Genomic DNA, 14,576 nt, shown 5'->3' with positions numbered 1-14,576 from the left:
TGAAGCCGCAAAGGCATTTCAACAGTCTTTGCAAACATGGCGATCACCGTCCAGAAAGCCGGGTGCGACCCGAATGAACACCGCGCGATGTATGAGCGCAATATTGGCGATAATAGCTCATACCGGTACGTGTCACAGTCGCAACAACACCGCCAAGAACGAGAAGCCATCCAATGGCCTGTGGCCAGTTGAAGCTTTCAATACCGCCGCTCAGCGCGACAATAAAGATACCAGCCCAGAGCAGAGCAGCCGTACGGCGCCAGAATAACGGGTTGAGCTCATCGAAGACAGCCTTCCACAGTGAGTGAACAAGGCAGGCGAAGAAAAGGGCAGCGGCCAGCCCGATATTGAGCAACTCGACCGGAAGCCATTGTTGCGAAGTAAGCATCGTTTCCATCATCCACTTAACCAAGATGCGTATCGAGGACCCCGTTACGGGATTTGTCTTTACGATCACTAGTACTGTTACTGTTCGTCCTATTCAGCTTTCGCTTTGTGGCCGTAACGTGTTACAAGCACGGAAAGCTCCTTCGGATAAATTCACTTATTATTGCGATCACGCGAAATATCGTGTTGAAAACACTACGCTATTCGCAGTGTTCGACTGCATTGGATGTGGCGCAACCCCTTCCAGCGATTGAGAAATTTGTGGTTCCGGCCCCTGAATATTTCACTATGGAATTTCATTCACAATCGCATCAAATAACAGCTTTGTAACAATTCGGCACAGCAAAGAGGCTCCGGCAACACCGAAGCCTCAACGTTATTCACAAGGTTGCAGTTTATTAGGTAGTCTTTACTTGCCCACCGCCCTTTTTGCTAGGAAGCCGCGAAGACGGATCCGCTGACGCTGGCGCATTGGCCGGACGCCCGAAAAGAAAGCCTTGAACCTGTTCGCAACCCTCTTCGATCACCATGCGATGCTGGTCAAAAGTTTCTATACCCTCGGCCACCACCGGGAGATCAAGGCTACGACCCAACCCGACGATGGCTCGTACAATGGCTCTCGCACTAACATCCGTTTCCATGCTGGTGATGAAACTGCGGTCGATCTTGATCTTGTCGAATGGGAAACTTTGAAGGTTACTGAGCGACGAATAGCCAGTGCCGAAATCATCCATCACGATACGGACACCCAGCTTCTTCATGCGACGCAACAGTTCGAGTGTCGTCAATCGGTCCTTCATCAATGCGGCTTCTGTTACCTCCAGCTCCAATCTCGTAGGATCCAGGCCCGTTTGTGCGAGAACCGAACTCACCGTGTCCGGCAGATTGATCAAACGGAACTGTACGGGGGAGAGGTTTACGGCGATAGTTAAATGCTTCTCCCATCCGGCGGCAGTGCGGCAGGCTTCACGCAGAACCCACTCACCGAGTGGGACAATTACCCCCGTTTCCTCAGCGATAGGAACAAAAACCTCAGGTGGTATCTGGCCACGTTCCGGATGGTTCCAACGAACCAGTGCTTCATAGCCGGTACAACTACCATCTGCTGTCGCGAACAATGGCTGATAGGCAATACTGATCTGACCGCGAACCATGGCGTGGCGCAAATCGGCCTCCATCTGGCGACGCTCTCTTATTTCGCGGTCCATTTCCGGCGAGTAGAATGCAACCATACCCCGTCCTTCTGTCTTCGCCCGATAAAGCGCAATGTCTGCCGCATGTCGGATGGCTTCTGCATCCTTGCCGTCATTCGGATACACGGCAACGCCAATGCTGACACCAACAGCAGTCGGATCGAGCACTGTATTCAGTTCTGACCGGAAGGTATCCAGAATCTTTTCGGACAGTTTCCGTGCACCCTTGGGCTGCGGAACCCCGACCTGCAGAATGATAAACTCGTCGCCGCCAATACGTGCTGCCGTGTCTATACCGTTTATGGATCGCTTCAGGATGCTGGAAACCGTCTTCAATACGCGATCACCTTCGGCATGGCCGAAAATATCGTTCACTGCTTTGAACCGGTCCAGATCAAGCGCGAGTACAGCAAAAGGCTCTCGGCTGCGGCGTGCCACTGCGTTTGCGAGACGCTCTTCAAAGAACATTCGGTTAGGTAAATCCGTGAGTGTATCATGCCGCGCCATATGCTCGATCTGACGCTGGGCCGTACGCTTTTCAGTAAGATCACGGACAGCCAGAACTTCGCAGGGACGTCCCTGATACTCAATCGTATGAACCGCGAGTTCAAAGATGCGCTCATCATTTGGAAATCTGGGTGCGGCCTCGATTGCTTCCGGGCGAGAAGCGCAGACGGGGAGCCCATCAGCCGCCAGTAACAGAGTATCCGGCGCAACACCGACAAGCGCCTTTTCACTGCGCCGCATGAGATCGGAAAACCGAGCGTTCATCTCGACTATTCCACCATCACGAACGACGGCCAGTCCGTCCAGGGTAGCGTTCGCAAATCCCTTCAAGTCTGTCATGTAACGATCTACAAATACTGCAATAATCGTTGTCAGCGCTACTATACTGACAACAGCGGCAATTGCACCGATCAGCCAGAGACGCCCTATGCCCAGCGGATCAGCAGCAGGAAGGGTCGGATTTGGAACCAGCTCGGTCGACGCAACTGCAGTAAAGTGGAGCGTGCAAACAGCAAGAATCCCCCCAACGGTCGGTAGCAAAACGCGCATCCAGCCGGCAGTGTTCATCACAAACCAGAAAGCAGCCAGCAAAAGCAGGATCGATATTATACTGCCAATCAGGATCGGTGGAAGGTCATAGTGAACATCTGCAGCTGCTCTGATTGCGCTCATACCAGTGAAATGCATTGCGGCAATCGATAGGGTTGCTGAAATGGCTGCGATCAAAACGTATTTGAACGCCTTACCATTCAGGAAGCGCACACTCAGCCAAAAGCCAAGTACAGCAATTGCCGCTGAAAGAACCGTGATCGTAAAATCGAACTCGATTGCCACGGTGCCACGATATGCAAGCATCGCCACGAAATGGGTTGCCCACACGCCCAATCCACCCGCAAGCGCGCTTATCGCCAGCCAATTGTCACGGCGGCTTTCCGTGCATTCCCGCGCGCGGACGAGCAACAGAAAGAAAGCAAACATGCTTGCAAATGAGATGGATGCAGCCAAAACCACGAAAGGTTGATCGTGCTGTACTGTTACGCATTCCAGGACTTTAAACATACCGCCCCCTGCGCCCGCCTGAAGTGCCACCATATAAAAATACAACCAGAAGCATCATTCAGACTGTGCTTTGTTCCCTGAACAAAAGTACCAATAACTATTTAAGCATTTCTGAACTATGATATATATCGGCCCACATAAGCTGACGTTGCAAGAGTGGATCAAGTACGCTTGCCAAAACGCCGTCCGACACGAGCAAGCAATATCACGGGCAAAATTCCGACTACCACGATGGCAAGCGCCGCAATGGACGCTTCCTCATAAGTCCCGCGCGCAGCCTCACCATAAAGATGCGTTGCAAAAGTTTCGACATTAAGTGGGCGCAGCAAAAGTGTTGCTGGTAATTCTTTCACACAGTCTACGAATACGAGCAGACCTGCCGCCACAATGGCTGTTCTGGATAGTGGCAGATGAACTGCACAGAATGTTTGTGTCACACCGCGCCCTAATGTGCGCGATGCATGATCCAACGACAAGGGTATGCGTTCTAATCCGGAATCAATACCACCTGCAGAAATGGCGAGAAATCGGACCACATAGGCATAGATGACCGCTGCGCCTGTCCCAATCAGTAGCAGCCCGGCAGAATATCCGAAGAAATGCGATGTGAACTGATTGACGAGATGATCAAAGCCGCCGGCGACCACCAGAATACCGATGGCGATTACAGTGCCCGGCGCCGCATATCCCATCGTCGAAAAGCGATAAGACCAGCGCGAAATTGAACCCGGAAAAAGTCGGACGGCATATGCGACAAACATTCCGCATATCAGCACCAGCGCAGTCGCGATCGAAGCCAGAGCAACGGTATTAAAAGCTTCGCCGAGCAATCGCGGGGACACACCTGCAAAACGAATACGTTTTATGGCCTCCACGACCAGATAGATTGCCGGCAGTACGAATCCGATAACTACCGGCAGTGAGCAGAGACAGAACAACCAGATCGCTTGCCCTCGTCTGACTTTCAACGGCTCGAAGCCACGCGAATGGCGGATATTGGAAGCGAAGCGCTGCTTGCGCCGTGCCCAGCGCTCGATTGAAACGAGAGCAACAACCAGAAACAGAAGGGCGAGTGCAAGTTGGGCTGCGCCAGGCAGATCGGAACGCGTTATCCAGGTCGTATAAATCGAAACGGTCAATGTGCGAACGCCCAGGAACTCGGCAGCCCCTACATCGTTCAATGTTTCCATCAAGGCCAGACTGACACCGACCGCCACGGCAGGCCGGGCAAGTGGCAATGCAACCCGCCAGAAGATGCCCTTGCGGCTTACCCCTAGAGTTCTCGCCGCTTCGATGAGGCTGGCGGATTGGGTGAGAAACATGGCTCGTGTAGGAATATAGACATAGGGATAGAGAACGAAGCCCAGCAGAATGATACACCCGGTCATCGAGCGGACGTCGGGCAATCGAAACTGACGCGGGCTTTCATATCCTAGTACGAAGCGCACAGCACCTTGCACCGGACCAATGGGATGCAGGATATCGAGATAGGCATAAGCGATAATATATGTCGGGACAGCCAATGGCAGCAGAAGCGCCCATTCCAGCACGCCTCGACCGCGAAAATCATAAGCCGTGACCAGCCATGCCATCGACGTTCCGAGGACGGCAGCGATAATGCCAACGCCGGTAAGCAAAATGACTGTTTCAAGAAAAGCCGTTGGCAGGTTGGTGGCAAACAGATGCGCCCATAGTCCGGCTGAGCCTTGTATGGCTTCCAATGCAAGAGCGAAAACCGGCAGCAAAACCAGAATTGCGACGAAAACCGAGAACCATAACCAGTTGCGCCCTGCTCTTGCGGGTCGCAAAACTCGTTTCCGCATGGCTGCAAGGACTTCCATTCGTCTCTCTATAGTGCAACGCCGGCGCATGAACTGCACCGGCGTTATTTCGCTTAACTCATCAGGCTTTTAGTTGTCGAAACCGACTTTGTCGACCAGTTCACTTGCCTGCTTACGATGGCTGACGATTTCAGACAGCGGAACGCTGTCGATCTTCAGCTCACCGAACGATTCCACGATCGGATCAAGCGGCGCACCCGGCTTTACCGGATATTCGAAATTGGCCTTGGCATAGATCTGCTGAGCCTCATCGGAAACCAGATATTCAAGCAGCTTGACTGCCGCGTCCTTGTTCGGCGCGTTCTTTGCAACAGCCGCACCACTGATGTTAACCTGAGTACCGCCAGCCTTGAAGGTTGGCAGCAGAACCTTGATGCCTTCGCCCCAAGCCTTCTGCTCGTCGCCGCCCTTGCCCGAACGCATCAGACCGACATAATAGGAATTGGCAACTGCTATGTCGCAGATACCTCCGACGATATCCTTAGCTCCGTCACGGTCCCCGCCAGCAGCTTTGCGCGCGAGGTTATCCTTGAGACCCTTGAGCCATTCTTCAGTCTTTTCTGCACCATAGTGCGCAATATAATCCGCGAAGAGAGCGGTGTTGTAAGGATGCTGGCCCGCACGGATGCAGACTTTGCCTTTCCACTTCGGATCAGAGAGGTCTTCATAATTGATCTTGTCGAGTTCCAGATCTTTGGCTGCATAGACAACGCGAGCGCGCATGGAGAGCGCGAACCAGTTATCCTTCGCGTCGCGAAGCTGCTCCGGAACGGCCTCTTTCAGCACCTTGGAATCGACAGGCTGGGTAAGGCCCTTGTCAACGAGATCGACCAGATTACCGGCGTCGACCGTCATAAGGATGTCGGCGGGCGAATTCGCACCTTCAGAGGCCACACGCTCTGCCAGACCATCCTTCAGGAACACCGTATTGACCGTAATTCCCGTGGACGACTTGAAAGAGTCGAGCAAGGGCTGAATGAGACCCGGTTCGCGTGTCGTGTAAATGTTCACTTCATCTGCGTGGGCGGCTCCTGCGAACAGCGTTACTGCGACGAGGGCGAGACCGGAACGCGCAAATTTGGACATTTTACCTCCAGATGGACATGGTTCATTTTGAATTATGAGCGGACTAATCAAGTTATACGGTGAGGCTCGCTGACGGTCAATTACCCATGCAACTCTAACGGCGTATATTTTCCATCACTTGGGGAAAATGAGCGCCTTATCCCAATGTGGGCATAAAAAAATATCGGTCGCAGAGGCCGGAAGCCTCAATTCTGTACGCACCCGCAACAACGGCGCAGCATCAGTCACCCGTACAACCAATTCTTCGATTTCACCGAGAAACGTTCGTGATTCAATATGTCCATGCAGCACAGCTTCGTTGGATTCAGCATCGGACAGAATCGAGAAGTCTCGCGGACGCAGATAAACAAACGCTTCGGCATTTGGTTCAAGCTGTTCAGCCAGAGCAAGCTCTCCAAAGGGAGTAGCCAGTTTACCGTCTTCAGCTTTGCCCGATATCATATTGAAGTCGCAGAAAAAATCTGCGGCATAACGGTTCGTTGGTCGGTCATGGAGTTCGCGTGCCGGACCGCTTTGAACTATCTTGCCGGAGCGCATCAACACCACACTATCCCCAGTCGACAATGCTTCTTCTGCTTCGTGCGTTACGATAATCGCTGTCGTTCCAAGTTCCCTTAACAAAGCCACCGTCTCACGGCGAACCCGGGCACGCAGACCTCTGTCGAGGTTTGAAAACGGCTCGTCCATCAGTAGAAGATGTGGGTTCGGAGCAAGGGCACGGATAAGAGCAACACGCTGCTGCTCACCGCCCGACAGCATATGCGGATAGCGATCCGCCATATGGGAGAGCGACACCAGTTCGAGAAGCTCGGCTGCTCGTGCGTTCGCTTCGTCGCGGGGTATTCTTCGCAAGCCGAACAGGATATTTTCTTTGACCGTCAGATGCGGAAACAAGGCGTAGTCCTGAAAGACCACACCAACGTTCCGCTTTTCCGGCTCAATAAAAACAGATGGTCCGACTAGCGTCTTGCCTCCCATCGTGAGTGTTCCGCTATCTGGAGCATCGATACCAGCGATGATGCGCAACAGGGAGGTCTTGCCGCAGCCCGAATGACCAACCAGACAAATGATCTCACCCGCATGAACATCAAGAGACACGTCATCAAGCGCACGCACTGCGCCAAACTGGCGACCGACACCGGATAGCGTCAGCGCCGGACCGGAATGACCGGAGACCTGTCGTTCATCATGCGGGTTGCGTGCGTCCATAAGCAAGATCGCGTGTCCAGATTGCAGTTCAGGCGGATATAGAGACACATTCTCCAGAAAGCTACCAAAACAGGATAGAATATCTCAGGAATATCGTAATTGAGTATTTTTCGAATGGGTTATCTGGTTGATCGCGAACAAAAAGCGGGCCATGCTCACCATGCTTCCACATACCCAAATCACCCAATCGCATTGCAGGAGAATACCGAAATGGGGCCGGTCACGGATAAGGTGGCGACAGCCGAAAGCTTGCCGCAGGAAACCAAAATCGCCATCATTGGCGGCGGCATTATTGGTGTTTCTACAGCCCTCTTCCTGGCCGAACGCGGTATTCCCGTCGCTCTTCTTGAAAAGGGAGAGATTGCTGGCGAACAGTCCAGCCGTAACTGGGGCTGGTGCCGCCGCACAGGCCGTGACAGCCGCGAAATGCCGCTCATCGTCGAGAGCATGCGGCTATGGGATGGCATGAACGAACGCACAGGTCGTGAAACGGGCTTTCGCGTTACCGGGATTGCCTATACAGCTGAAAAAGAAGAGCAAATGGCTCTTTATGGTGAATGGATAAAAATCGCCAGCGAACACGGTATCGAAACACAACTTCTCAATACTGAGCAAGCTGCAGCACTTGCACCGGGCGTCAATCGACATCTCGCAGGCGGCATGATTACGCCACTCGACGGTCGCGCGGAACCGCAAAAGGCCGTTCCGGCATTTGCAGCAAAAGCACAAGAGAATGGTGCTGTCATCCTGCAAAATTGTGCGGTGCGCGGTATCGAGACGACCAATGGTCGGGTGACGGCTGTCCTCACCGAAAACGGCCGCCTGCGCTGTGAAGCGGTGGTCATCGCGGGCGGGGCCTGGTCCAGACTTATCGTTTCCGCTTTTGATGCCCATCTGCCGCAATTGAAAGTTCGCTCATCCGTCTTCCGTACAGCGCCTATTGATGCCAGTGTGGAGCCCGCGATTGCATTTTCAGATTTTGCACTGCGCAAAAGGCTGGACGGAGGTTATACGGTCGCAAGCCTTGGAGGCTCCATCGCCGATATCGTGCCTGACAGCTTTCGGTTCTTCCGCGATTTTATACCATCGCTTTCGACCGAGTGGCGGTCGTTGCGATTCCGGTTTGGCGAACGTTTCTTCGAGGAAGCATTCCAGTGGAAACTTCGTCCCGCCGATCAGGTCTCCATCTTCGAGAAAATCCGCACGCTCGACCCCGCTCCACACAAGGCAGCGAATGCTCAGGTCCTTGCGAAACTGAAGCAGGCAATTCCTTCTTTCGCGTCGGCCACAATAGCGCAGGAATGGGCAGGCCTCATTGACACAATGCCGGACGTCATTCCGGTCATTTCACCCCTTCCAGGCGTGGAAGGGGCGATCATAGCGACAGGCTTTTCAGGGCATGGCTTCGGTATCGGCCCAGGCGCAGGTAAGCTTGTGGCCGATATGGTCACGGGAGAAACGCCGGTTGTCGATCCTTCAGCGTTTCATATATCGCGCTTTTCAGATGGTTCCAAAATCCGCATCGAGAACTGGGGATAGATCTTCGCTCCAGACTATTCGATCACACCGCAGGCAAACCGTGCTCCGCCGCCGCCAAGTGGCTTGGGCTCGTCGGAATAATTGTCGCCACCAACATGAACCATCAGGGCTCTGCCTTTGATTTCATCCAGTGACTTGAGACGCGGTGCTATAACGCTTTGCGTTATGTTGCCCTCGGCATCTGTTTTGAGCAAAGGCAAATCACCAAGATGTCCTTCGCCTTCCGGCCCCATGTGATGCTTGGAATGTGAGGGGTCGTAATGCCCACCGGCGGCTTGCGCCGGAACAGTTTTTCCATCTTGTTCGCCGGGTGCGCAGCTTCCTTTCTCATGGACATGAAAACCGTGTTCACCCGCGGGAAGGCCACGCAAATCGGGTTTGAATTGTAATCCGTCCGCAGTCTGCGAGATCGTGACGGTGCCGATTTCCTTCCCCTGTCCCGTCGGCAGAGCTTCGTAGAGTTTGACACTCACATCCGCCGCAGCGGCTGGAACTGTCAGAAGCATCATTGCTGAAGCAATCAATAACGGCTGCATCATTTCCTCCTGATCGCGATAATTCGTGATGAGAGGACAACGCACACCGTCAGAAATTGTTCGAAAATAAATCTTCCGTGTGAGGACCGCGTGACAAACGCCTGACACGCGGTCCAGCCGGATTATACCGTTACGAACTGAGCCATCATGCCCACATCTTCATGCTCCAGCACATGGCAATGGAACATGAACGGGTGGTTCTTCGCTCCCTCACGGTCAAAATGGACAAGTATTTCGGCCTTGCCATCGATCAAAGCAGTATCCTTCCATCCCGACTGGTGCACTGGCGGAGCCTTGCCATTCAGGGAAAGAATACGGAATGAGGCTCCATGGATATGGAATGGGTGCGGCATCTCCTTGGTTGTGAGATCCCAAATCTCCCAGGAGCCAAGTTTAGCCTCGACGTCGATACGATCCATGTCGAACGGTTTACCCGCGATTGCCATTTCCACACCCGAGGTCAGAGCTTCAAGCGCAGGCCCCGCATCGGCAGAAGTTCTGGCACCGTGCATTTCATGATCCATGGCGCCGGACATCGAGCTCATATCCATATTGCCCATATTATGCCCGGCATGAGGATCAGCTGACGGCTTTGCCATCATCAGTTTCATATTTTCCGCCATGCGCTCATCGAAGAAAAATGAACGACGTTTTACGGATAGTTTTTCATCGGCTGCATCAGGACCATCAAGACGATCTGGAACTGCCGTGATTTTCCCTCGCAAGGTGCTGTCCACGACAAACCGCATCAAGTGCAGATCGTCACCGCCGCTGTCATCCCCATAGGTCAACAAATCAGCGGCTTCACCCTTGGAGAAATCAACCAGAACCTCGTAGCGCTCGCCGGGGCTGATGGTCAGCCTTTCGACCGCTTCTGGCTTTCCAATGAAGCCGCCATCAGATGCTATGACAAGCAAAGGCCGATTGTCGCTCAGACGAACATGAAAATTTCGCGCATTGGCGCCGTTCAGGATACGCAGGCGGACAATGGAGGCGGGAACACGTGCTTCCGGTGAAACGACACCATTCACGATAAGCTTGTCACCTCGGAAACCATGCATCAAGTCCATGATATCCGGTTGATAGACCTTATCACCTTCAATCACCCGGCGATCCTGAAGCACCAGCGGAATATCGTCCACTCCGTAATCTTCTGGTAGTCCGCGCTCAGCATCCTTGCCGTCAGTAACCACCATCAAACCGGCAATACCCATATGCGCCTGGCGGGCGGTGTTGCCGTGCAAATGCGGATGGAACCAGTTGAACGAGGCTGGCTGGTTAACCGTAACTTTCGGCTTCCATTCTGCACCCGCCTCAATCAGATTATGTGGCCCGCCGTCGAGTACGGACGGAACGAAAAGCCCATGCCAATGAAGTGTAGTCTCTTCATCCATGCCATTTTCAACGGAAAGAGTGACCGTTTCGCCGTTCTTCAGACGGACGAGGGGGCCGAGATAGGCACCATTGATGCCAGCAGATGCCGCTTCGCTTCCTTCTTCAAAGCTGTGCCGACCTGTCTGCACTTTCAGTTTAACAACGCCCGATGCGTCCGGTTCGATCAACGGCGGTAAGGGCAAAGGCCGTCCAGCCGTGGCGGTTGCTGAGGAAGCAGCGCCGTGGCCCATGTGCGCGTCCTGGGCAATGCTGTCAAAAGGGCGAATAGCAGTTAGAAAAGCGGCCCCTGCCCCAAGAGACAGCAGGCGGCGACGTGTAATTCCAGTCATGGTTACTCTCCAGACAATAATCTCATGGCCGCCAAACCTTTGGCGGCGATTTTCAGATCAAGCCGGGAGCAGTATGGGAGGCCGCAAATCTCTATTCGGCAATTTGCCGCTAAGTGCCGCGACAAGCGGCGGCAAACCAAAATCCTGAACAGGAGTAAAGGCACGCAAATTCGTGCCAAGCTGAACGACGCAGCCACAAATCATCATGACACAAGCATTGGGTGCTTTAGCGCCGTGATCCATTGGGGCAGATTTATCCATGCTCGACGGCATCGACGAATCGTCCATGTGATGCGGCAGGCTCAAACTGCAATCAGAAACTGTCTGCACAGATGGCATGTCATGCGCCATTGCGTAACAGAGTTGCACTGAGAGAAGAAACACGAACGAAAGCATTGTCACGAGCACACGGGAGGGCGAACACAAGACCGCATGGCCTCGTGCTGTATTCCTCAAACCGATATCGTACTGCGCTCGATACATCTTTGCTTCCAAACGGACGACATTGGAAATCTAGTCGTCCGTTAAGGCAATTAAAAGACCTGACGGAGCACTGACGGGAATTTTACCCACTTTCGCTTTTCTTTCCAAAATCGCCTATTCGAAATCATAAAGTTGCTCAAAAGCCGTTTTTTGCTTGCGATTCCATACCCCGCGGTTTTAAAGAAGCCGTATCTCGGGCTCCTCCCCCAAATTTAGACGGCCCGTAAATATTGGATCTGAAACAATGACTGTCGCTGTAGCGGTTGCCCCGCAGAAAAATTCCGCGCGCCGAGTTCTGGCCGCGAGCATGATCGGCACCACGATCGAATTCTTTGACTTCTATATTTATGCCACCGCTGCGGTGATCGTATTCCCGCATCTGTTCTTCCCTGCGAGCGACGGCAATTCCGCGCTTCTCCAGTCTCTGGCAACCTTTGCGATTGCCTTCTTCGCCCGCCCTATCGGTGGTGCTCTGTTTGGTCACTTTGGCGATAAGGTTGGACGCAAAGCGACGCTCGTTGCAGCGCTCATGACCATGGGCATTTCCACCGTCGCCATCGGCTTCCTGCCAACCTATGATTCGATTGGCGTCTGGGCCGCCCTTTTGCTCGCTCTCTGCCGTCTGGGCCAGGGGCTTGGTCTTGGCGGTGAATGGGGTGGTGCAGTGCTGCTCGCAACTGAAAACGCACCCGAAGGCAAGCGTACCTGGTACGGCATGTTCCCGCAGCTTGGCGCGCCAGTTGGCTTCATTCTGGCAACGGGCATCTTCCTCGTTCTGGCAGAAGCTCTCACTGAAGAACAGTTTTTCGCTTTCGGCTGGCGCATTCCGTTCATCGCCAGTGCACTTCTGGTTGGTGTAGGCTTGTTCATCCGACTGAAAATCGCTGAAACGCCAGAATTCCAGAAAGCAATCGACAAAGCTGAACGCGTCGAAGTACCGGTCGCAACTCTGTTCAAAAAGCACAAGATGAGCCTGTTCCTCGGCACGATCGGTGCGGTTGCAACCTTCGTCCTGTTCTATCTGATGACAGTCTTCTCATTGGGTTGGGGCACGCGCGCCCTTGGTTACAGCCGCGAAGAATTTCTTATTCTTCAGATGATTGGCGTAATCTTCTTCGGCCTCATGATCCCGGTAGCGGCCCTGCTGTCAGACCGCTTCGGCATGCGTCCGGTCATGATCATCGTCACCGTTCTGATCGGCCTCTACGGCTTCATCATGGCGCCTTTGTTCATGGCTGGTACGGCCGGCGTACTCGCATTCCTCGTCATCGGCTTCGGCCTGATGGGTCTGACCTACGGTCCGATTGGCGCTGCTCTGGCCGAGCCATTCCCAACCTCGGTTCGTTACACCGGTGCTTCGCTGACTTTTAATCTGGCAGGCATTCTGGGTGCTTCAGTAGCGCCTTACATCGCAACCTGGCTCGCAACACATTATAGCTTCGACTATGTCGGCTATTACATGTCTGCCGCAGCTGTGATCTCGCTGATCGGTTTTGCCTTTATCTCGTTCAAGCGCGGCGAATAACGAACTTCCGAAACGAAAAAGCCCACGTGGAGCGATCCACGTGGGCTTTTCTTTTTAGGGAGCTTGCAGCTTTTATTCTGTGTCAGCTGCTTCCAGCGCAATAGCCACTGACTGGATAATCGACGCAAAACGCACGGCGGTCTGGATAGTTTCCGACGTCACATTGGCTTTGCGCAAAACATCCTCATGCGCATCGATGCACATGCCGCAGCCATTGATAGCAGATACGGCCAGCGACCAGAGTTCGAAGTCAATCTTATCGACACCCGGATTACCGATCACATTCATGCGCAGCTTCGCTGGCATGGTGCGGTAGTCCTTGTTGGTCGCAAGATGCACAAAGCGGTAATAGACATTGTTCATGCCCATGATCGACGCAGCAGATTTTGCCGCCTGAATGACGGAGGCATCGACCTTGGCAGCGGCTTCGGCAACAAGCGCCTTGCGCACGTCGGCATTACGAGAAGCAATGCCGCAGGCGACGAACAGGCCGTATTTCTGTTGCGGTGTCAGAGTTTCGTCGCTTGCCATCGACGAAAGATTGAGACGAACGTCCTTGGCGAAATCCGGGATCTTTGACTTCAGATCATCAATGGACATGGAACCCTCTTTATCTGTCATTTGGATACTAGAGCATGTCTCCCGAAAGTGGGAACCGGTTTTGGGGTAAAGACATGCCGAAAACAAAGAGATAGAGCGGTTCCAACGATTCCGTTTTAACCGGAACCGCTCTAGATAAAAGAAAGGCGGGCCTTGACCCGCCTTTCTGCAAACCAATCAGGGCCTATCAGGCAGCCTTGAGCGTCTCGCCACCGACTTCACGGTTGCATGGGCAGAGCTCATCGGTCTGCAGCGCATCGAGAACGCGCAGCGTATCCTTGGGAGCGCGACCAACGTTGAGGTTGGTTGCGTAAACGTGCTGGATCGTGTTGTCTGGATCGACAACGAAGGTGTAGCGGTACGCAACACCATCTGGCGAACGAACGCCGAGGCCATCGACCAGCGAACCATTGGTGTCGGCAAACGACCAGATCGGCAGCTTGTCGAGATCCTTGTGATCGCGACGCCATGCGAGCTTCACGAACTCATTGTCGGTCGAACCGCCCAGGACGACTGCGTCACGGTCTTCGAAAGACGATGCAAGACGCGCAAATTCGGCAATCTCGGTCGGGCAAACAAAGGTGAAATCCTTCGGGTAGAAGAAGATAACCTTCCACTTGTCCGCAAAGCTTGCTTCGGTGATTTCTTCAAATGCCGAAACGCCGTTTTCTTCGTGATGGTTGAAACCGGGCTTTACGCCGGTGACCTTGAAGGAGGGAAGCTTATCGCCGATACCGAGCATTTTATACCTGCCTGTAAATTCAATTGTTATGCGGAAATTTCTGAATTTACAGAATTTTCCGACTACGAGTCATATATAGGGATTCTTGTTAAATCGGTCAAAGCGATTATAACGATCAAATCCATCGATTTTAACGATGGAGCAA

Annotated in this window: 12 protein-coding genes; 2 read left to right on the top strand and 10 right to left on the bottom strand. The window is 53.4% G+C overall.

The window, feature by feature from the left end:
- Window positions 1–43: 43 nt before the first annotated feature.
- The 5 genes from CES86_RS24680 to CES86_RS24660 form a co-directional block, all read right to left on the bottom strand.
- Window positions 44–388: a hypothetical protein gene (locus CES86_RS24680; protein ID WP_049768437.1), complete on the bottom strand. Its 345-nt coding sequence runs from the start codon at window positions 386–388 to the stop codon at window positions 44–46.
- Between the two features lie 397 nt (window positions 389–785).
- Window positions 786–3,146: a bifunctional diguanylate cyclase/phosphodiesterase gene (locus tag CES86_RS24675; protein ID WP_012093182.1), complete on the bottom strand. Its 2,361-nt coding sequence runs from the start codon at window positions 3,144–3,146 to the stop codon at window positions 786–788.
- A 161-nt stretch (window positions 3,147–3,307) separates the two neighbouring features.
- The gene (locus CES86_RS24670; RefSeq protein ID WP_181834069.1) at window positions 3,308–5,017 is read right to left on the bottom strand and encodes an ABC transporter permease; all 1,710 of its coding nucleotides are present in this window, start codon (window positions 5,015–5,017) and stop codon (window positions 3,308–3,310) included.
- Between the two features lie 39 nt (window positions 5,018–5,056).
- Window positions 5,057–6,073, bottom strand: coding sequence for a Fe(3+) ABC transporter substrate-binding protein (locus CES86_RS24665; RefSeq protein WP_012093184.1), 1,017 nt, complete (start codon window positions 6,071–6,073; stop codon window positions 5,057–5,059).
- Window positions 6,074–6,187: 114 nt separating this feature from the next.
- Complete coding sequence (locus CES86_RS24660) at window positions 6,188–7,282, bottom strand: ABC transporter ATP-binding protein (RefSeq protein ID WP_012093185.1); 1,095 nt, start codon at window positions 7,280–7,282, stop codon at window positions 6,188–6,190.
- A gap of 210 nt (window positions 7,283–7,492) precedes the next feature.
- On the opposite strand from CES86_RS24660, the gene CES86_RS24655 reads away from it, so the two are divergent.
- On the top strand, window positions 7,493–8,821 hold the full coding sequence (locus tag CES86_RS24655) for an NAD(P)/FAD-dependent oxidoreductase (protein ID WP_094515827.1): 1,329 nt from the start codon (window positions 7,493–7,495) through the stop codon (window positions 8,819–8,821).
- 14 nt (window positions 8,822–8,835) lie between these two features.
- Here CES86_RS24655 and sodC read toward each other — a convergent pair whose 3' ends face one another.
- From sodC to CES86_RS24640, 3 genes are all read right to left on the bottom strand, one after another.
- The gene (sodC, locus tag CES86_RS24650; RefSeq protein ID WP_012093187.1) at window positions 8,836–9,357 is read right to left on the bottom strand and encodes a superoxide dismutase family protein; all 522 of its coding nucleotides are present in this window, start codon (window positions 9,355–9,357) and stop codon (window positions 8,836–8,838) included.
- Window positions 9,358–9,479: 122 nt separating this feature from the next.
- A complete protein-coding gene (gene cueO / locus CES86_RS24645) occupies window positions 9,480–11,081 on the bottom strand; it encodes a multicopper oxidase CueO (RefSeq protein WP_094515661.1) in 1,602 nt (533 codons plus the stop codon).
- A gap of 57 nt (window positions 11,082–11,138) precedes the next feature.
- A complete protein-coding gene (locus CES86_RS24640; protein ID WP_094515660.1) occupies window positions 11,139–11,564 on the bottom strand; it encodes a hypothetical protein in 426 nt (141 codons plus the stop codon).
- A gap of 244 nt (window positions 11,565–11,808) precedes the next feature.
- Here CES86_RS24640 and CES86_RS24635 point away from each other — a divergent pair, with 244 nt between their 5' ends.
- On the top strand, window positions 11,809–13,089 hold the full coding sequence (locus CES86_RS24635; RefSeq protein WP_029927110.1) for an MFS transporter: 1,281 nt from the start codon (window positions 11,809–11,811) through the stop codon (window positions 13,087–13,089).
- A gap of 72 nt (window positions 13,090–13,161) precedes the next feature.
- Here the strand turns inward: CES86_RS24635 and CES86_RS24630 are convergent, their stop codons facing one another.
- A complete protein-coding gene (locus CES86_RS24630) occupies window positions 13,162–13,689 on the bottom strand; it encodes a carboxymuconolactone decarboxylase family protein (protein WP_010659017.1) in 528 nt (175 codons plus the stop codon).
- A gap of 187 nt (window positions 13,690–13,876) precedes the next feature.
- A complete protein-coding gene (locus tag CES86_RS24625) occupies window positions 13,877–14,431 on the bottom strand; it encodes a peroxiredoxin (protein WP_094515659.1) in 555 nt (184 codons plus the stop codon).
- Window positions 14,432–14,576 lie beyond the last annotated feature (145 nt).

The organism is Brucella lupini (assembly GCF_002252535.1).
GTDB classification, from domain to species: Bacteria; Pseudomonadota; Alphaproteobacteria; order Rhizobiales; family Rhizobiaceae; genus Brucella; species Brucella anthropi.
This window is presented reverse-complemented; position numbering and strand designations above follow the sequence as displayed.